Annotated in this window: 18 protein-coding genes; 10 read left to right on the forward strand and 8 right to left on the reverse strand. The window is 65.2% G+C overall.

The window, feature by feature from the left end; all coding sequences use genetic code 11:
• The first annotated feature begins 52 nt into the window (after window positions 1–52).
• From HNR05_RS15170 to HNR05_RS15195, 6 genes are all read left to right on the forward strand, one after another.
• Window positions 53–859, forward strand: coding sequence for a GTP pyrophosphokinase (locus tag HNR05_RS15170; protein ID WP_179579901.1), 807 nt, complete (start codon window positions 53–55; stop codon window positions 857–859).
• 218 nt (window positions 860–1,077) lie between these two features.
• Window positions 1,078–2,007: a phosphate/phosphite/phosphonate ABC transporter substrate-binding protein gene (locus tag HNR05_RS15175; protein WP_179579902.1), complete on the forward strand. Its 930-nt coding sequence runs from the start codon at window positions 1,078–1,080 to the stop codon at window positions 2,005–2,007.
• Between the two features lie 50 nt (window positions 2,008–2,057).
• Complete coding sequence (gene phnC, locus HNR05_RS15180) at window positions 2,058–2,951, forward strand: phosphonate ABC transporter ATP-binding protein (RefSeq protein ID WP_179579903.1); 894 nt, start codon at window positions 2,058–2,060, stop codon at window positions 2,949–2,951.
• Complete coding sequence (locus tag HNR05_RS15185) at window positions 2,948–4,720, forward strand: PhnE/PtxC family ABC transporter permease (RefSeq protein ID WP_179579904.1); 1,773 nt, start codon at window positions 2,948–2,950, stop codon at window positions 4,718–4,720. The genes phnC and HNR05_RS15185 overlap by 4 nt, the downstream gene beginning before the upstream one ends.
• The gene (locus tag HNR05_RS15190; protein ID WP_218868912.1) at window positions 4,717–5,988 is read left to right on the forward strand and encodes a TIGR03364 family FAD-dependent oxidoreductase; all 1,272 of its coding nucleotides are present in this window, start codon (window positions 4,717–4,719) and stop codon (window positions 5,986–5,988) included. Before HNR05_RS15185 ends, HNR05_RS15190 begins: the two co-directional genes overlap by 4 nt.
• Entirely contained in the window at window positions 5,975–6,724 is a 750-nt protein-coding gene (locus HNR05_RS15195) for a phosphonatase-like hydrolase (RefSeq protein WP_179579905.1), read from the forward strand. The genes HNR05_RS15190 and HNR05_RS15195 overlap by 14 nt, the downstream gene beginning before the upstream one ends.
• A gap of 36 nt (window positions 6,725–6,760) precedes the next feature.
• On the opposite strand, the gene HNR05_RS15200 is transcribed toward HNR05_RS15195, so the two are convergent.
• The 4 genes from HNR05_RS15200 to HNR05_RS17825 form a co-directional block, all read right to left on the reverse strand.
• Complete coding sequence (locus HNR05_RS15200) at window positions 6,761–7,660, reverse strand: hypothetical protein (protein WP_179579906.1); 900 nt, start codon at window positions 7,658–7,660, stop codon at window positions 6,761–6,763.
• Window positions 7,661–8,080: 420 nt separating this feature from the next.
• Complete coding sequence (locus tag HNR05_RS15205) at window positions 8,081–8,542, reverse strand: DUF3817 domain-containing protein (protein ID WP_179579907.1); 462 nt, start codon at window positions 8,540–8,542, stop codon at window positions 8,081–8,083.
• Between the two features lie 302 nt (window positions 8,543–8,844).
• Window positions 8,845–10,428: an AMP-binding protein gene (locus HNR05_RS15210; RefSeq protein WP_179579908.1), complete on the reverse strand. Its 1,584-nt coding sequence runs from the start codon at window positions 10,426–10,428 to the stop codon at window positions 8,845–8,847.
• 85 nt (window positions 10,429–10,513) lie between these two features.
• Entirely contained in the window at window positions 10,514–11,158 is a 645-nt protein-coding gene (locus HNR05_RS17825; protein WP_179579909.1) for a DUF4232 domain-containing protein, read from the reverse strand.
• Between the two features lie 122 nt (window positions 11,159–11,280).
• On the opposite strand from HNR05_RS17825, the gene HNR05_RS15220 reads away from it, so the two are divergent.
• A complete protein-coding gene (locus HNR05_RS15220) occupies window positions 11,281–12,660 on the forward strand; it encodes an RICIN domain-containing protein (protein WP_179579910.1) in 1,380 nt (459 codons plus the stop codon).
• Window positions 12,661–12,743: 83 nt separating this feature from the next.
• Here HNR05_RS15220 and purQ read toward each other — a convergent pair whose 3' ends face one another.
• The 4 genes from purQ to HNR05_RS15240 form a co-directional block, all read right to left on the reverse strand.
• Complete coding sequence (purQ, locus tag HNR05_RS15225; RefSeq protein WP_179579911.1) at window positions 12,744–13,442, reverse strand: phosphoribosylformylglycinamidine synthase subunit PurQ; 699 nt, start codon at window positions 13,440–13,442, stop codon at window positions 12,744–12,746.
• Window positions 13,442–13,708: a phosphoribosylformylglycinamidine synthase subunit PurS gene (purS, locus tag HNR05_RS15230; protein WP_179579912.1), complete on the reverse strand. Its 267-nt coding sequence runs from the start codon at window positions 13,706–13,708 to the stop codon at window positions 13,442–13,444. The genes purQ and purS overlap by 1 nt, the downstream gene beginning before the upstream one ends.
• 110 nt (window positions 13,709–13,818) lie before the next feature.
• Window positions 13,819–14,205: a RidA family protein gene (locus HNR05_RS15235; protein ID WP_179579913.1), complete on the reverse strand. Its 387-nt coding sequence runs from the start codon at window positions 14,203–14,205 to the stop codon at window positions 13,819–13,821.
• Window positions 14,206–14,255: 50 nt separating this feature from the next.
• A complete protein-coding gene (locus HNR05_RS15240) occupies window positions 14,256–14,990 on the reverse strand; it encodes an IclR family transcriptional regulator (RefSeq protein WP_179579914.1) in 735 nt (244 codons plus the stop codon).
• Window positions 14,991–15,245: 255 nt separating this feature from the next.
• On the opposite strand from HNR05_RS15240, the gene HNR05_RS15245 reads away from it, so the two are divergent.
• From HNR05_RS15245 to HNR05_RS15255, 3 genes are all read left to right on the forward strand, one after another.
• A complete protein-coding gene (locus tag HNR05_RS15245) occupies window positions 15,246–16,322 on the forward strand; it encodes a sugar kinase (RefSeq protein ID WP_218868914.1) in 1,077 nt (358 codons plus the stop codon).
• Window positions 16,319–16,951 carry a bifunctional 4-hydroxy-2-oxoglutarate aldolase/2-dehydro-3-deoxy-phosphogluconate aldolase gene (locus HNR05_RS15250; protein ID WP_343062624.1) on the forward strand — a complete coding sequence of 211 codons (633 nt, stop codon included), beginning with the start codon at window positions 16,319–16,321 and terminating at the stop codon, window positions 16,949–16,951. The genes HNR05_RS15245 and HNR05_RS15250 overlap by 4 nt, the downstream gene beginning before the upstream one ends.
• An 84-nt stretch (window positions 16,952–17,035) precedes the next feature.
• Window positions 17,036–18,091: an ABC transporter substrate-binding protein gene (locus tag HNR05_RS15255; protein WP_179579915.1), complete on the forward strand. Its 1,056-nt coding sequence runs from the start codon at window positions 17,036–17,038 to the stop codon at window positions 18,089–18,091.
• The last annotated feature ends 65 nt before the right edge of the window (window positions 18,092–18,156 follow it).

Consider the following 18,156-nt stretch of genomic DNA (forward strand, 5'->3'; position numbering starts at 1 on the left):
GTGGGTGATTGGTTATAAGGGAAAGGACAGCTTGCGATGGAAGGGTTAACTCATGCACGAAAGCGCCGACAGCCATGTTCCCCCGGATCTTGAAGAACTCGTCAGGGTACGTCAGGAATTTGAAGGGCTTATGCTCCGTTACAAGTTCGGCATCGACGAGATGATGACGAAAATCAACATTCTCAAGGAAGAATTCGCCCACCTCCACGCCTACACGCCGATCGAGCATGTCGAATCTCGGTTGAAGAGCCCGGAGAGCATTCTGAAGAAGGCCGTGCGCAAGGGGGCAACGGAGTCGATCGACGACCTTGCCGCTCGGCTGCATGACATCGCCGGCATCCGGATCACGTGCAGTTTCATTTCTGACACCTATCGCGTCTATGAGATGCTGGCCGCCCAGCATGACGTGAGCGTCGTCGAGGTGCGCGACTACATCAAAGCGCCCAAGGCGAACGGGTACCAAAGCCTGCACATGATCGTGGAAGTGCCGGTTTTTCTCTCGGCCACCACACACCTGGTGAAGGTGGAGGTGCAGATCCGCACTATCGCGATGGACTTCTGGGCGAGCCTGGAGCACAAGATCTACTACAAGTACGACGGCGCGGTTCCGCAGGCGTTACTCGACAAACTCCGCGATGCGGCAGAAACCGCGAGCCGACTCGATCTCACCATGGAGCACCTGCATGACGATGTCTTGGCGCTCGACGCCGAGAACGACACCTTCGACGACCCACGACAGGAGCGCCGGTACGATCTGCCCGACAGCATTCTGCGCCTGTTCTGGCCCGAGTCTGCGCTCAACCCGTCTCGACCGGCTGAGCCGATGACGGATGCCGGCTGGGCTCCGGTTCAGATCTAGAACTCTCGGGGTCCGCGTCGAGAGTCAACGGCGGCCGGATCGACATCCGAGTACAGCTAGCCCAACCAGCCGGTCAGGCCAAGCGCACGCCTGACTGACATCGCCAACGTTCACGCGCCGGTAACCGGGGAGTCGGCTGAGGTTGGTGCGCTCTGCCTAGCGTTGCCAAGCGAACACAGCAGTCGTTCCCTTGTTTACCGCAGCGTGAAAGGCATCCTATGAAGCTCAGCATTACGACAGTGCTCGCCGCCGGGGCGGCGATGCTCCTCACCGCCGGTTTGGCATCGTGCGCCGCAAGCGCGGAGTCAAGCTCGGCCGCCGCCGGAGACGGAGCCACCGGCAGTTTCGCCGTGGATTCGAACACACTCGTCTTCGGTGTCGTGCCGGACTCGGTTGACACCGAGACCAACTATCAGCCGCTGATGGACTACATCGAACAGCAAACGGGCAAGACCGTGGAGTACCACGAGTCCACCGACTACGCGGCATTGATCGAAGCATCGATCGCCGGCAAGATCGACGTCGCCTCCTTCTCGGGCTTCACATATGTAACGGCGACCAACAATGGCGCGAAGCTCACACCGATCTCGTCGATCGTCACCGCAGAGGGCGAGGAACCCGGCTACTTCTCACAGGCCATCGTGCCGGTGGGCAGCAGCATCGCCAGCATCGCCGACATGAAGGGCAAGAAGGTCTGCTTCGTTGACCCGTCGTCGACCTCGGGTTACCTCTTCCCGAGTTACAACCTGCTCGCCACGGGCATCGATCCGGAGCAGGACATCACCCCGGTGTTCGCGGGCAAGCACGACGTCAGCGTGCAGAAGGTCGGCGACGGCAAGGAGTGCGACGCCGGCTTCGCCGAAGACAGCGAGGTCGCCAAGAGCGACACGGTGAAGGTCATCGCCGAAACCAAGGTGCCCGGCGCCCCGATCGTGATGTCGACTACGCTGCCCGCCGAGCTGCAGACGCAGCTCACCGACGTGCTCGGCCAGGTCACCATCGACCAGATCATCACGGCCGGCATCACAAGCGCCGACACGGATGCCTTCCGCAGCGTCTTCTTCGCCACGGAACCGGTCGACGACGCTTATTACGACACCATTCGCGACATCTGCGCCAAGACCAACGCGGCTCAGTGCCAGAGCTAGTCCCCTGCAGTACCCCGCGTTGACAGCGTGACCGTGAAAGTGGAGAGATCATGAGCAGCAACCCGATCATCGACGTGACGCATGTCACCAAGACCTTCGGTGAAACCACCGCACTGGCAGGCGCGAGCCTCACGGTGGACGCCGGTGAGATCGTGGTGTTGCTCGGCCTGTCCGGTTCCGGTAAGTCGACCCTGTTGCGGCACCTCGACGGACTCGAGGTGCCTACGAACGGGTCGGTCACCGTGCTCGGCGAGGAGGTGTCGTCCCTCACGGGACGGCGCCTTCGCGCATTGCGCGGTCGGGTCGGGTTCGTCTTTCAACAGTTCGAACTCGTGCCCTCGCTCACGGTGCTCGAAAACGTGCTGACCGGCGCACTCGGACGCCTCCGCGGCCCGAGACTCGGGCTCTGGAGCTACTCGTCGGCGCTCAAACTTGCCGCTCTCGGCCACCTCGATCGGGTGGGTTTGCTGGAACGCTCCTATCAGCGCGCCGACACGCTTTCGGGTGGACAACAACAGCGCGTGGCCATCGCCCGGGCTCTGATGCAAGACCCCGAGATTCTGCTCGCCGACGAACCCGTTGCCTCGCTCGACCCCGAGTCGAGCGCACAGGTGATGGCGCTGATCAGGCAGATCGCCGCAGAGTCGAACCTCACGGTTGTCTGCAGCCTGCACCAGGTGGATCTCGCGCTCTCATGGGGAGACCGTATCGTGGGCCTCCGACACGGTCAGGTCGTGCTCGACACCCCCACGACAAACCTGTCGAAGGCCGAGGTGATGGAGATCTACGGCCGGGTTGCCACCACGACAGTCGAACTCGAAGCGATTCATGCCGAGCTGAAGCCGGCCGAGCTGAAGCCGGCCGAGTTGCAATCGGCCGAGATCGACCCAGACCTCGTGGCGGAAATCGGCGCCGTTTTCGCCACGGGGTCGTCGCTGCGATGAGTGTTCTTGCGCCCGGCATCGCGGCTGGCCTGCTTCACCGGCTGCCCCGCCGCCGTATCTCGCCGGAGCGGGTCGCCGCGGGACTCACCATCGTCGCCCTGCTTGCCGCCGCTGCCGTTTCGCTCGGCGCGACCAAGATTTCGATCCCTCAAATGGTGGAGAGCGCCGCGAACGCCGGCCGCTTTTTCGACCGAATCGGCCCGCTGAGCTTCCCCGAGCCGGGAAAACTGCTCTACCTGACCGCGTTGACGGTGGGGCTCGTGCTCACCGGGACGCTGTTGGCCGCCGTGCTCTCGGTGCCGATCGCCATCCTCTCGGCGTCTAACACCACGCCGGGGTCCGGCTGGCGAGCGGCAGGCCGATTCTTCGGCGTCGTCACCCGCGCGGTGCCCGATGTGGTGCTGGCCATGGTGTTCGTGCTGATGTTCTCTCTCGGATCACTGCCCGGAATTCTGGCCATCGGCATCCACTCGATCGGCATGATCTCGAAGATGTTCGCGGATGCCATCGAGCAGATCGACGAGGGGCCGCGCTTGGCGATCCGCGCGGTCGGTGGGTCGCGGCTGCAGGAATTCACCGGGGGCGTGCTTCCGCAGGTGCTGCCGTCGTGGCTGGCGACGGTGCTGCACCGTAACGACATCAACCTGCGAGGGTCGGTCATCCTCGGATATGTGGGCGTTGTCGGCCTCGGCCAGGAGATGTCGCACGCGTTCAAATCGCTGAACTATTCGCTCGGCCTCGGCGTCGCGCTCGTCATCTTCGCGCTCTGCGTGCTCATGGAGGTCATCTCGAGTGTGCTGCGCCAGACAATGCTCGGCAGGCAGCCCACCGGGCGGGGCCTCGGCGACCGGATGCTGCGCGCACTGAACCGCCGCGGCGCACGCGTCAGCCGACAACGCGCGAATAAGGCCACCGGCACTGCCAACGCTGCCGCCGACACCATCGTCACAGCCTCCGACCCCGCGAGGCCCAGCGACCTCGCCGCGATGCTCCGCCGCCCGTGGAACGTTCGGCGCGTCACGAACACCGTCTGGGGCGGGGTCGCGGTCGCGGTTATCGTGGCCGGTGTGCTCGTCTGCAACATTCACTGGGGTGACTTTGTGACGGTCTGGGGTTACATCCCTCGGATCGCCGGCTCATTCTGGCCGCCGAGTTTTGGAAGCTACTCCGCGTCCATCATGATCGGGGCGATGGGGCAGACCATCGCCATCGCGCTCGCCGCGACGCTGCTCACCCTGGTCTTCTCGCTCGTGATCGGTTCGCTGGCCGCCCGGAACGTGGCGCCGAGCCGCACGGTTCACGCGTCGATGCGCCTGCTGTTGGTGATCATCCGGGGAATCCCCGAGATCATCCTCGCGATTGTGCTCATCGTCATCACGGGCCTCGGCATGCAGGCCGGAACCATCGCCCTCGCCTTCGGCGGCATCGGGTTGCTCGGAAAGCTCGTGGCCGATTCGTTCGAGGAGGTGAAGGCGGGGCCCGAGCGAGCGCTGATCGCAACCGGAGCATCCCGCACGCAGGTGTACGCCTCGGCGACACTTCCGCAGGGAATGAAGGCGCTGATCGCACATGGTTTCTACATGCTCGACACGAATGTTCGGGCGGCAACGATTCTCGGCCTCGTCGGCGGTGGGGGAGTGGGTTATTATCTGCTGAACGCCGGGCAGGGCTCGAAGTATGACCTGGTGATGGCCATCGTGCTGATGATCCTCGTGACCGTTCTAAGCGTGGAAGGGCTGGCCATCTGGATGCGCCGGGTGTTCCGTTGAGTGCCGTAGCGAACCACGCCGCACCGAACGGCGCCGCACCGAACCGCGCCGCACCGAACCGCGCCGTCGAAAACTACGACGTGGCGATCGTCGGCTCCGGCATCGTCGGTCTCGGCCATGCGCTCGCGGCGAGTCGCCGTGGCCTGCGCGTGATCGTTTTTGACAGGTCTGCCGAGATCAACGGAGCGTCGATACGCAACTTCGGTCACCTCTGTTTCACCGCCCAGGCCGGACTGGCCCGCGAACTCGCCCTGGCCTCGCGCGAGGTCTGGTTACGCCTGGCCCGGGACTCCGGCATTTGGTTGCGTGAATCGGGTACGTTCGTCGTCGCTCGCCATCTGGATGAACTGCAGGTGCTGAACGACCTCGCCGCAGCCCGCACCGAGCGCACCCTGGGCGAGCGGGCCGAGGTCGAGCTGCTGAGCGCCGCCGAGGCAGAGGCGCGCGTTCCGGTGGCATTCGGCAGCACGGTGGGCGGGGCTTTCCTCCCCTACGACATGCAGGCGAACCCGCGTGAGGCGGCCGCGGCTCTCGTCGGCTATCTGGCCGGCCGCGGCGTCGAGTTTCAGTACCGCACAGCGGTCACCCGGGTGCGCACCGGCCGAATCGAGACCACGCGTGGCGGCTTCGACGTCGGCACGGTCATCGTGGCGGTCAATCATGACATCGATCAGCTCTACCCCGAGGTTGCCGAGCGCGGCGGCATCCGCCGCTGCGGACTCGACATGCTGCGCGTCGACGCGCAGCTGCGGATGCCGCTGGCCGCGCCGCTTCTGACTGGCTGGTCTCTGCCGCGTTATGGTGCTTTCGGGGTCACGCCCGCGGCATCCGCCCCACGCGATCGGCTGCACCGGGAACACCCTGAGCTGGCGGCACTCGACCTCAATCAGATGTACACCCAGTTGCCCGATGGGACGTTGATCGTGGGGGACACCCACTACCGTGGCGAGGCGATCACGCCGTTTCAGGATGAGGCGGGCTTCGACGCGCTGCTGCGGATCACGGCCGAGCTCTTCGGCATCGCCCGGCCGCGCGTGCTGGAGCGGTGGCAGGGCGTCTATGCGTCGGCCACCAACGATTTTCTGATCGACGAACCCGAGCCGGGCGTGCGCCTCGTGGCCGCGACTACCGGCATTGGCATGACCTGCGGACTGGGGCTTGCCGAACGGGTGAGCGCCGCAGTCTTCGATTCCGCCGAATTTTCGACCGACACCAGTTTTCGCTCGACCCCGTCACACACCCGAAAGGCAGATCATGACCACTTTTGATGGAATCGTCACCGCACAGCAGGCCGAGATTGACCTCGAGATCGAAGACGAAGGTGAGGCCATCGACGTCGAACTTGTCGTCTTCGACATGGCCGGCACGACGGTGAAGGACGACGGGCTGGTCGAGAAGGCCTTCGCACTCGCGGCCGACCGCACCGGCCTGACCGACACCGCCGAGAAGCGGGCCGAGGCGCTCGACTATGTGCGCGACACGATGGGACAGTCGAAAATCGAGGTGTTCCGGGCGTTGACCGGCGACGAGGATGCCGCGGTGCGCGCCAACGAAGCATTCGAGCAGGCCTATTCGGAGCTCGTCGCAACGGTCGGCGTCGAGGCCATTCCGGGCGCCGAAGAGGTCATGCGCGAGCTGCGTGGGATGGGCGTGAAGGTGGCTCTGGTCACCGGGTTCTCCCGCGCCACGCAGTGCGCCATCCTCGACGCTCTGGGCTGGCAGGAGATCGCCGACGTGACGCTGTCGCCCGCCGAGGCCGGCCGGGGACGCCCCTTCCCCGACCTGCCGTTGGCCGCGTTGCTGCGCACTGGGGCGACCAGCGTGCGCTCGATGGTCGTCGTGGGTGACACCGCGAGCGACATGCTCTCGGGCGTCAATGCCGGTGCCGGACTCGTCGTCGGGGTGTTGAGCGGGGCCCACGACGAGGACGCCCTCGAGGATGCCGGTGCCGACGCGGTCATCACGAGCATCGCCGACCTGCCGGCGTTGCTCGGGCTGCGCTGAGCAGACGGTCAGTACCCGACTGCTCAGCGTCGACACTTAGCTGTTCACCCGACGACGGGCCAACAGCAGGCTGGTGGCACCGATGCCGAGCAGGAGCGTGGCAACGCCACCGATGACTCCGGCTTCTGCACCGGTCTCTGCCAGCTGCGGCGCCGGGGCCGCGCCAGGCGCGGCAGGCACGACGGGCTCGTTCACGGCCGGAGGATCGGCGACCGGCGGGACATCAACCGCACTGGTGCAGGTGTCATTCACCACGAACGAGGCATCCGTCAGCGTCCACGCAGAGACGGCGGGATATCCGAAGGCGACGTAGCCGCGGGCGGTTTCGGCCGCCACCGGCGCCGGGTACTCCATCGTGATGCTGCCGACCAGCGGCATGACCTCCGGGTACGGTGAGGTGAGTCCGTGGAAGACCAAACCGGGGTAATCCTCGGGGAATTCGAGCCATCCGATTCCGTCGGTCGAGGCACTCGCGTCACTCAGCGGCGCCGCATCCGCATCAGCGCCGGAGAAGAGCGCGCTGTAGGTCGCCACTCCGTCATAGGCCCAGGAGTTAACCGCTCTGAGGTCGTACGAATAGCTGAAGCTTGAGACCGTGCGCGTGCAATTCGTTGGTGCAGCCGGGAGCGAGAACAGGTTGTCGACGTAGCTGTTGTCGTAGGGGTCGACATCCGTATCCTGCCAATCCCCGTCCGACACCACGTACGGAAATGTGATCGCCCCAGCGGGCGCGATGGAACCCGCATATGTGTTCGTTTCGCCCAACCCGCCGGCAAACGGGTTGAGGTCCGGGTTCACCGCGGCAACGGATGCCGCGGTAACGCTGTGCGTGGTGGTCGTGGTGGTGGTGTCCGTTGGCGCAGCGGACGCCGGACCGCCCGAGACCAGTGTCAATGCAGCAGCCGCCGCGACGCCGGTCAGAACAATGTTGCGCATATCAATAACTCCCAGTGTTGATCGTTTCGTCCCAGGCCGGGCGAAAAGTGTGAGCCGTGCGCGGCGGCCGGGAGATCCCGGGTTCGCCGACGCGGCAATGAGTGTGGTGCCCTGACAAGTTGGTCGCGCGACGGCGGGCCAGCGGCATCCGGGCAGCCCCGCGCCCTCCGCGAAGACCGCCAGATGCGCGATAAGTCCCCCCAGTAATGGTGTGCACTAAACCGAGATTACGGAGCCATCAACCCGCGGGGTAGGGACCTAGCTCCCCAAGGCGGCGAATGTGACCCTCGGACGTTAAAGAACGCGAGAGTGCAGTTGTTGGGTCCTCAATGTGATTGAGGCACCAACAACTGCACTCTCGCGAGCTGTCGACGAGGGGCAACGGTGCGATGGCACCGGTGCGGTGGGGTCAGCGGATGCTTACTTCCAGCCGCCGGGAGGGCCCACGATCAGGAACACCGACATGATGACGATGATGCCGACGACGAAAAGGGCGATCAGAATCGCCGGGTGGTTCAGGAACCAGCGCAACAGTTTCGAGACCCAGGTGTGGTCGCGCGGGTCATCTGTCGCGGTCTTGCGCCAGACTCCCTCAAGCTGACGGTTGCGGTCGAGCCAGATGTCGAACGGAATCGTTGCGTACGGCACGATTGCCGTGAACACCGCGAAGACGATGCGCTTGACACTCCAGCGCTGGTTGACGCCGACGAGCACTGCGGTGAGTGCATACGTGATGAAGACGAAACCGTGGATTGAGCCCGCGATCAGCACGGGCAGGCCACCGGCGTTCCCGACGTATTTGAGGAGCATGCCAGTGATCAACAGGGTCCAGGTCACCGCCTCGGCGATAGCGACGGTGCGGTAGAACAGACGCGGAGACACAGGGGCATCACTCCAGAGAAAAGGGATCGGTAAGGGAACTAACCAATCTTCGCAGGCGCAGGCCGGGCTAGCATCGGTCGAAAGTTTGAACCGTCGAGTTCGAGGGGGTGGGTTGCGGGGTTTCGACAGGCTCGACCAGCGGGGGCGGGGGTTCGAGGGGGTGGGTTGCGGGGTTTCGACAGGCTCGACCAGCGGGGGCGGGGGTTCGAGGGGGTGGGGTGCGGGGTCTCGACAGGCTCGACCAGCGAGGGGCGCGGGCGCGGGCGGGGGGCGAAGGGCGCGACGTGCGCCGCGAAACCGGGTTAGGCGGTTTCGCGGGCGCGCAGGTCCTTTCGCAAAATCTTGCCCGAGCTCGATTTCGGGATCACGTCAATGAACTCGACCCGGCGCACCTTCTTGTGCGGCGAGACGTGCTCGGCCACATAGGCCATGATCTCCTCGGCGGTGACCGCGCCGCTGACCGTCACCACAAGGAATGCCTTGGGAATCTCTTGGCCGTCGTCGTCCAGAACGCCAATCACCGCGGCATCCGCCACCGCCGGGTGGGTCAAGAGCAGCGCCTCGAGTTCGGCGGGCGGAATCTGGTAGCCCTTGTACTTGATGAGTTCTTTGCTGCGGTCGACGATCTTCACCACGCCCTCCGCACTTACCGTCGCGATGTCGCCCGTGTGCAGAAAGCCCTCCGCATCGATCGCCTCGTGCGTCGCCTGCTCATTACCCAGGTAGCCGAGCATGACGTTCGGTCCGCGCACGAGCAGTTCGCCGGGCTCGCTCATGCCCTCGGCCGGCAGGTCGATCTCGGCGCCGGTCGCGGTGGAGATGAGTTTGCACTGCATATTGGGAATCGTGTAGCCGACTGAATCGGGGGAGACGTCGAGTGCGTTCTGTGGAATGAGTTGCGTGACGGGGCTCGCCTCGGTCATGCCGTAACCCTGCAGCATGCGGCATCCCAGACGCGCGGCGACGGCATCCGACAACGCGCCATCGAGCGGTGCCGCGCCCGACAGAATGGTGTGCACGCTCGAGAGGTCGAACGCGTCGACGAGCGGATGTTTCGCCAGCGCCACCGCGATGGGGGGCGCAATGAAAACATAACTGCAGGCATGGTCCTGCATGATGCGCAGAAATTCGGTCAGGTCGAACCGGGGCATCGTCACGAGCGCGGAGCGCTGCTTGAACGCGAGATTCAGCAGCACGGTCATGCCGTAGATGTGAAAGAACGGCAGAACGGCCAGCAGCCTGTCATCGGCGACGACAGTGAGAAGGCCGCGGGCTTGCTCGACGTTGGCGACGAGATTGCGGTGGCTGAGCATGACGCCCTTCGGCCGCGCGGTGGTGCCCGATGAGTAAGGGAGCACGGCGATATGCGTGGCTGGGTCGATCTCGACCACGGGCGCCGGAGCATCCTCCCCCAGCAGATCGGCGAGCGAGAGATGACCGCCGGCGCCGTCGAGCACGAACATATGTGCGTCGTCGAGGCCCACGGCCACGGCCGCCTCGTGAGCCGCAGGGTACAGCGGCGAGAGGGTGAAGAGCCAGGTCGCCCCCGAATCGGTGAGCTGATTCTCAATGTCGTCGGCGGTGTAGAGGGAGTTGATGGTCGTCACGGTGGCGCCTGTGCGCAGGATGCCGTGAAACACGCTCGTGAAGGCCGGAATATTCGGGCAGAGCAGCCCGACGACGGTGCCCGGTCCAACCCCTCGTGCAGCCAGTGCGCCGGCGACCCGATTGATCTGGTCGATCAGAGTGCGATAGGTCATGCTCGCCCCACTGGAGCCGTCGATGACGGCTACTCGATCGAGGTCGTCCTCGGCCAGCCCTGTGAAGAGGTAGTCGTAAATACTGAGAGAGGGGATGTCGACGTCAGGGAAGGGGCTGAGGAACACGAGCAATCTCCTTTGATTGAGCGGTACACACGCTGCAGTTCTGTTCTGCACAGTATGGGGCCTGTCGCCGCGATCGTGCTGAAAATCAGAACGTGACGGGTACCGCGAGGAGGGAGCCAACGGTGAACAGTGTGTGCTCGGTGTCGTCGCAGCCCTCGATCGGGTTTGGTGCCGGCACCACGGCCGGAACGGCGTCGGAATTCGGCGCGGTGACCAGCAGCGCGTCGACCGGAGCCGTGCACAAGTACACTCCGCCGGCGGTAAAACTCAGCAGGCTATACGCCGAGGCGCCGGGCGCAAGGGGCACGCTTCCGGCACCCGGCGCGGCGGCGGGGTCTGCCGCGTTTCCGAGGGGGGCGCCGGTTGACGCGGCCGCCATGACGACGGAGGGGATGCCGTCGAGGCTGCACGGTTCGTTTGACGAGTTCGTGAAGACCAGGTTCCAATAAAAGTGGCCCATTCCGCTGTCCATTCCACGTTGCTCAAGTGACAGCGACAGTTGGCGCGGATCGCAGCTGCCTCCGGGGCCGAGCGTGAAGCTCGAGGTCGGGGTCGGGACGGGGGGCGCGGCTGGCGCCGAGGTGCTCGCAGCCGGTGGCGAGGACGGGGTCGAAGCGGCAGGTGCCGGGGCCGGGTCGGCGGCGCAGGCGGAGAGTCCGAGGAGGACGGCCAGCGCGGCAACGCAGGTCGCGCGGACGAGAGGCGAGCGATGAGTGCCGGAGTGAATCATCCGGTCAGCCTCTCATAGCGATCGTTGGGCGCGCAAAGACGGGCAGGGTGCAGGTTGAACTCGAAACCGGCCGATGCTGCCTGTAGGGTTGATCGTTGCCGACACACCGCCGAGGGGGGATCATGAACAGGCTCACCAAGGCCGTCATCGCCATCGCAGGTGCCGGTGCCGTCGTGGTCGGACTCCTGCTCGGTGGCGGAGAAACGTTGGCCTCCTGGACCGCGTCGATGCGGGTTGACGCCAGCACGATCGCAGCGGGATCCCTCGCCACGACCGCGAACGCCACCTCATCGCTCACCACGACCTTCACCGGCAGCGCGCTGTCTACGACGGGGAGCCTCACCCTCGCCAACACCGGTACGGTGGCGGGCGACTATCGCACGGCGCTGACACTCGGCAGCGGCTCGTCTGCCGCGCTCGCTCGAAACATTGCGCTCATCGCCTGGCCGGTGGCGAACGAGGCAGCGTGCACCGCCGCGGCCACCCCGACGTCGGCCGTCTCCGGCACGCTGGCCGTGATGCCGGCCGTGACCGGAACGCTGCCAGCACAGGCATCCGCGGTGCTGTGTCTGCGCACGACTCTCACCTCGGCGAGCGCCGTCAGCAGCGGAAGCTCGGTTTCGGTCACGCTGACGGCCACCACAACGAGCGGGGGCTGGACGAGCACGACGAGCAGTTCCTTCGTGCAGACCTTCACCGACGCTGTCGTGCCCGTTGACACGGGCACGTGGTACCAGCTCGTGAACACGAAGAGCAAGGCCTGTGTCAGCGCGACCCCGTCGAATCCCGCCAACGGCTCAGACATCTTCCAAGTCCCCTCGTGCGGTCAACTCGGCACGGCCAACGAATCGTGGCTCTTCACTACGACTGCGAACGGATACACCACCGTTTCGAACGGCCTCGCCGCGTCGTCGCTGGTCTGGGGCGTTGCAGCCCCGGCGACGAGCGTCGCCGCCCGCGTTCAGCTGCAGACCGCTGCCGCCGGATCGCCCGCGCAACAGTGGAAGCCCGTCAAGTTGGCGAACGGGCTCTACCAGTTCGTCAACCTCGGAAGCGGGCTGTGCCTGTCCACCGACGGTTCATCGTCCTATGGATCGGCGCTGCAACAGCAGCCGTGCGCCAGCACCAACCCGGCCCAGACGTTCTCACTGAACTCGACCGGCTTGATCATGGCGCAGGCGGCCACCCCGCCGAGCGGTGCAGTGCAGCTGGCCTGCACCTCCGACGGCTGGAATGCGTCCCTCGCCTTCCCGAAGCCGGTCGGCCAGAGCAACGCGACGACATATCAGGTGACGGCGAACGGTGTCGCCATCAGCACAAACGCGAGCGACTGGTACACGACGGTTCAGCTCGGTCGTGACAACATGCCCGTCGCTAGCTTCTCGCCCGGCCGATACACGATTGTCGTGACTCGTGTTCAGTCGAATGGAACCACAACCCTCGTCGGCTCGGGCACCGTGGCCGTCGGGCTGCCAAGCAACCGCACGACCACCTGCGGCTGAGCACAAACGAGTGCGGCCAGATCGCTGGTCCGGACGAGCCAAACCGGCGATCTGGCCGCACTCGAATGGTGGGCCGGGTGGTGCTACGCGCCGATGAGCGTGCGCTGAATCACCGAGGTGAAGAACGCCAGGCCGTCAACGCCTGAGCGCATGGCCTCTGCGGTGTCAGGGCCAAAGCCCGGCTCCACCGCGTGCTCGGGGTGTGGCATCAGACCGACGACGTTGCCGCGCGCGTTCGCGACGCCGGCGATGTCGTTGAGCGAACCGTTGGGGTTGACGTCGAGGTAGCGGAAGACGACCTGGCCTTCGCCTTCGAGGCGGGCGAGGGTCTCGGCGGAGGCGATGAAACCACCCTCACCGTTCTTCAACGGGATGGTGATCTCGGCTCCGGCTTCGAAGTCGCTCGTCCACGCCGTCGTGTTGTTCTCGACGCGCAGCTTCTGGTCGCGGCAGATGAAAGCGCCGTGGTCGTTACGGATCAGGCCGCCCTCGACCAGGTGTGCCTCGGCCAGCATCTGGAAGCCGTTGCAGATTCCCAGCACGGGCATACCCTTGTTCGCCGCGTCGATGACCTCGGTCATGATCGGCGACAGGCTTGCGATGGCGCCGCAGCGCAGGTAATCGCCGTAGCTGAATCCACCGGGAAGCACGAGCGCATCAACGCCGTGCAGGTCGTGGTCGCCGTGCCACAGTGCAACAGGCTCGGCCCCGGCGAGGCGGATTGCGCGCTGTGCATCGCGGTCGTCCAGCGACCCGGGAAAGGTGACGACGCCGATGCGCATTAGTTCACGGCCTCCGCGGTGCCAACGACGTGAATGCCGACGACATCTTCGATGACAGAGTTCGACAGCACGGTGTCGGCCAACTGCGCAATATCGGCGAGAGCCGCGGCATCCGCCGGCCCGTCGATGGTGATCTCAAAACGTTTGCCGACGCGCACGCCGGTGAACTGGGATTTGCCGAGGCGACCCAGGGCGCCGGCGACGGCCTTGCCCTGCGGGTCGAGCAGTTCGGCCTTGGGCATAACTTCAACAACGATGGTCGGCATGGCGCACTCCGCAGGGCTCGAGGGTGGGATGGCCCTATTCTACAGGCGGCCGGACCCGTCGCCGAGCGCGCGAGCGCGGGGCGGGCGGGCCCGACGAATCCGGGCCGAGCCTATTCGGCGGGAAGAGCGACGACCACATCGATCTCGACGAGGATGTCGTACAACTCGCTGCCGACGGTGGTGCGCACCGGGTACGGCTCGCTGAAAACCGCGGCGTATGCCGCGTTGTAAGCGGCGAAATCGCGCTTGAGGTGCTGGAGGTGAGCCGTGGTTTTCACCACATCGTCCATCGTTGCGCCGGCCGCGGTCACGACGGCCTCGATGTTACGCAGCACCTGGGCGGTCTGCTCGGCGACGCCGCCCGCGACGACCTCGCCGGTTGCGGGATCCTGCGGGCCGAAGCCGGCCGTGTAGAGGAAGCCGTTGGCGACGACGCCGTGGCTGTAGGGGCCGGCCGGGGTTGGCGCGTTGGGAATAAGGATGGCCTGCTTGGGCATGTGTGTCCTGTCGGTTGTGGCGGGGTAGGTGATGACGGGTGCGCGGAACGCTAGCCGAGCTGCTGGGAAACGCGGTGGGCTGTGGCGAGAAGCGCGGGAACGAGTGTCTTGAGGGCGTCCAGATCGTTGACCACTCGGATCGAACTGATCGAAATCGCCCCCAGGATGGTGCCGGTTGAGTCGCTCACCGGGGCAGCGATGCAGTTCATGAAATCCTCGAACTCGCCGTCATCGACGCCCCATCCGGTGCGGGCGATCTCGTCCACCTCAGCGTCGAGAGCCTCCCGCGTGGTCAAGGTATTGGGGGTGTGTGCGGTCCAGTCGGTTCCGGCGAGAATGTCGTCACGGCGCGAGGCCGGCAGCATCGACAGGATGGACTTGCCGACGCCGGTGCAGTGGGGCAGCACCGAGCGGCCGATGCGCGAGTACATGCGTACCCCGGCGGTGTCTTCGATTTTGTCGACGTAGACGACGCTGTTGTCGATCAACTGGGCCAGGTGAATCGTGCTGCCCACGCGCTTTTGCAGCTCGCGCAGTTCGTCATGTGCGATGCGGCGCAGGTCGATCTTGTCGAGGGCTTCCTGCCCGATCGCGATCATGCGGTGTCCGATGTGGTAGCTGCCGTCGGGCCGGTGCACGAGAAAGCCGGCCTGTTCGAGGGTCTGCAGCTGACGAAACACCGTCGAGCGGTGAACCTCGAAATGCGCGGCCATCTCGGCCAGCGTGCGCGGCGACTCGGAAATGAACTCGATGATTTCAGTGGCCCGCTTGATGGTCTGCGACATACGAGCACTCTATATGCACAATGAAGTGCAGCATGTGCAACTCGAGGAAACCGAGTGGAATGTCGCTATCAGTGCAACATATGCAACGGTCTATGCGGATGTTGCAAATTGGGTTTGACATTCTCGCTCTCGGCTCCCTAGTGTGGGGCTGCACCACGAAACGTGCAACGCATGTTGCAAATAATGCAACACGCGCCGGAGGCTAACACCGGAGCGCACTCCCTGCACTGAGTGCACGCTGTGAGAGAAGGATCGATGCAGACCATGCCACCGCTGAGCTCGCCCCCGGCGAGCGGCGCGCGTGACAGCGCGACCGCTGCCGCGCTCTGCCTGGGCGAGACCATGGTCATGCTCGGTGCAGACGAAGGCAGCCTGAGCGAGAGCGCCGTCGCCCGCCTCTACGTCGCGGGTGCCGAGTCCAACGTCGCAACGGGCATCGCGCATCTCGGTCACCACGTCGAGTGGTTCAGTCGCCTCGGCGACGACCCCTTCGGTGAACGCATCCGGTCGTCCCTTGGCAACCGCGGGGTCGACACCCGTCGCGTGATCGTCGATCCCGACCATGGTACGGGTATCTACTTCAAGGATTGGTCGAGCGGCGAGAGCTCGGTCTACTACTATCGTTCAGATTCGGCGGCGGCGCAGCTGAGCCTGGCCGACTTTGCAGGCCTCGAGTTGTCGACGCGTCGTCTCTGCCATCTCTCCGGAATCACCCCGGCACTCTCGCCCAGCTGTGACGCGGCGATGGGGGAGCTGCTGCTCACCCGGGAGCGCGGCGACACCGTGATCAGCTTCGATGTCAACCATCGCGCGCAGCTCTGGTCTGCCGAGGTCGCCGCCCCGCGCATGCTCGAGCTCGCTCGGGGAGCCGACATCGTGATCGTGGGCCGCGACGAAGCCGAGACGTTGTGGGGCACCGCGACCGCCGAGGCGATTCGCGAGCTGTTTGCGGATGCGCCGCTCCTGGTCGTCAAGGATTCCGACATCGGAGCGACGAGCTTCATCGGCAGCGAGAGCTACTTCGTTCCGGCACTGCGCGTCGAGGTGGTCGAGCCGATCGGTGCCGGCGATGCGTTCGCGGCGGGCTTCCTCTCTGCCTGGCTCGACGACGAGGACCCGGTGAGCTGCCTGCGCCTCGGCCACGTCATGGCCGCGCACGTTCTGAGAAGCCTCGGCGATACGCCTCAGCTTCCGCCCCGCGCGGAGCTCCTGGCACTGGCCCGTCTCGACGAGCGGAGCTGGCGTGACCTGCACCTGACCCGCCCGCGGGTCGACGCAGTGTCCCCCGACCGAACCTCGCCGCTCCTCGTCAGCGAAGGAATCGCACTGTGAGCATCACCACCGACACCCTGTTCGCCGGTTCGCCCGTCATGGCGATCTTCCGAAACATGACCCCCACACACGCGACCACGCTGGCACACCGGGCCTGGGACCTCGGCATCGAACTGGTCGAGGTGCCCATCCAGACCAGTGACGCCCTGCCCACACTGCGTGCCGTGGTCGCTGCCGGCCGCGAGCGAGGCAAAGTCGTCGGGTCCGGCACCGTCATCTCCCTCGAACAACTGGAGGCGAGCCGCGCTGCCGGTGTCGGCTTCACCGTCTCACCAGGCCTGGACGAGGCCGTCGTGGCAGAGTCGGCCCGGATCAATCTTCCCCACCTGCCCGGCGTCGCAACGGCATCCGAAATTCAGCGGGCCCTTGCCCTGGGCTGTACCTGGGTCAAGGCGTTCCCCGCCAGCGTGCTCGGCGCCACCTGGTTCACGACACTGCGCGGACCGTTCCCGCAGGTGAAGTTTGTGGCGACCGGAGGAATGGACGCGTCCAACGCGGCGGCCTTCCTTGACGCGGGCGTTTCGATGGTGGCGGTCGGCTCCGCGCTTGCCGATCCCGCCCAGGTCGATCTTCTTGCACACCTCATCGCACAACGCAGAGCGAACGGGGGTTCTGAACCCCGCTCGTAGAGAGCTCCATCACTTCGCACTGCACCGCGCAGCGCGAGCGTTGCACAACCAATCCCCCTCTTAGGCAAGCTCCAAAGGAGAAGCATGTTTTCACGTGTTCGCAAGACCCTCGCCATCGGCGCGGCAGCAGCAATCGTCCTCACTCTCGGTGCCTGTAGCGCCGATGCGTCAGCGGAGGCAGACGGCCCGGCCACGGCCGGCGTCGCCGAGAACCTCAAGGTCGGCTGGTCGACCATCTACCTCAGCCCGTCCTGGATGCAGCAGACCGAAAAGCTCCTCAACGAGGAAGCCGGCCGTCTGAAGGACCAGGGCATCGTCGCTTCGATCGAGACGCTCAACGCCAATGGCGACACCTCGCAGCAGATCGCCCAGATCCGCACCATGATTCAGCAGAAGTACGACATCATCCTCGTCGATGCCGGCTCCTCGACCGCGCTGAACCCGGTCATGGAAGATGCCATCGAGGAGGGCATCACCGTGGTCAACTTCGACTCGCTCGTCACGAGCGACAAGGTCACCAAGGTGGGCACCGATCAGGGCAAGTGGGGTGGCATGCTCGCCCAGTGGCTCGTGGACGAACTCGATGGCAAGGGAGACATCATTGCCTTCAACGGCCCCGCCGGTGTTGCAGTGAGCGAAGACCGTTGGGCGGGAGCCAAGGCGGTGTTCGACAAGAACCCCGACATCAAAATCGTGACGACCCTCAACAGCGAGTACAACATCGCGCCGGCCGCGCAGGCATTCGCATCCGCCTACGCTGCAAACCCGGACATCGACGGTGTCTTCGCCCAGGGCGGTGCACTCGGCCTGGCCGCACTGCAGACGCTCATCAAGCGTGACGCCCCGATGATCCCGATCACCGGTGAGAACTACAACGGATTCCTTAAGGCGTGGAGCGACAACATTCCCAACGGCTTCTCGTCGATGTCGACCGCTCAGCCCAACTGGATGAGCGCCGTCGCGTTGCGTGCCGCCGTCGCGATCAAGCAGGGCAAGGACATCCCGAAGTGGATCGAGATTCCGCTGCCCGAGATCACCAACGATAACCTGACCGAGTTCGTGAAGACCGGTGAGCCGGACGACTCGTACCCGATCAACGAGTTCAGTGACGCAGACATCAAGGCGTTGCTCGGCCTCTAGGGCGTCGCTGTGGGCGCCAGGCAGTTTCTGCCTGGCGCCCCTTCGCCTTTCCGTTTCACCGTCAC

Source organism: Leifsonia psychrotolerans (assembly GCF_013410665.1).
GTDB lineage: Bacteria > Actinomycetota > Actinomycetes > Actinomycetales > Microbacteriaceae > Cryobacterium > Cryobacterium psychrotolerans_A.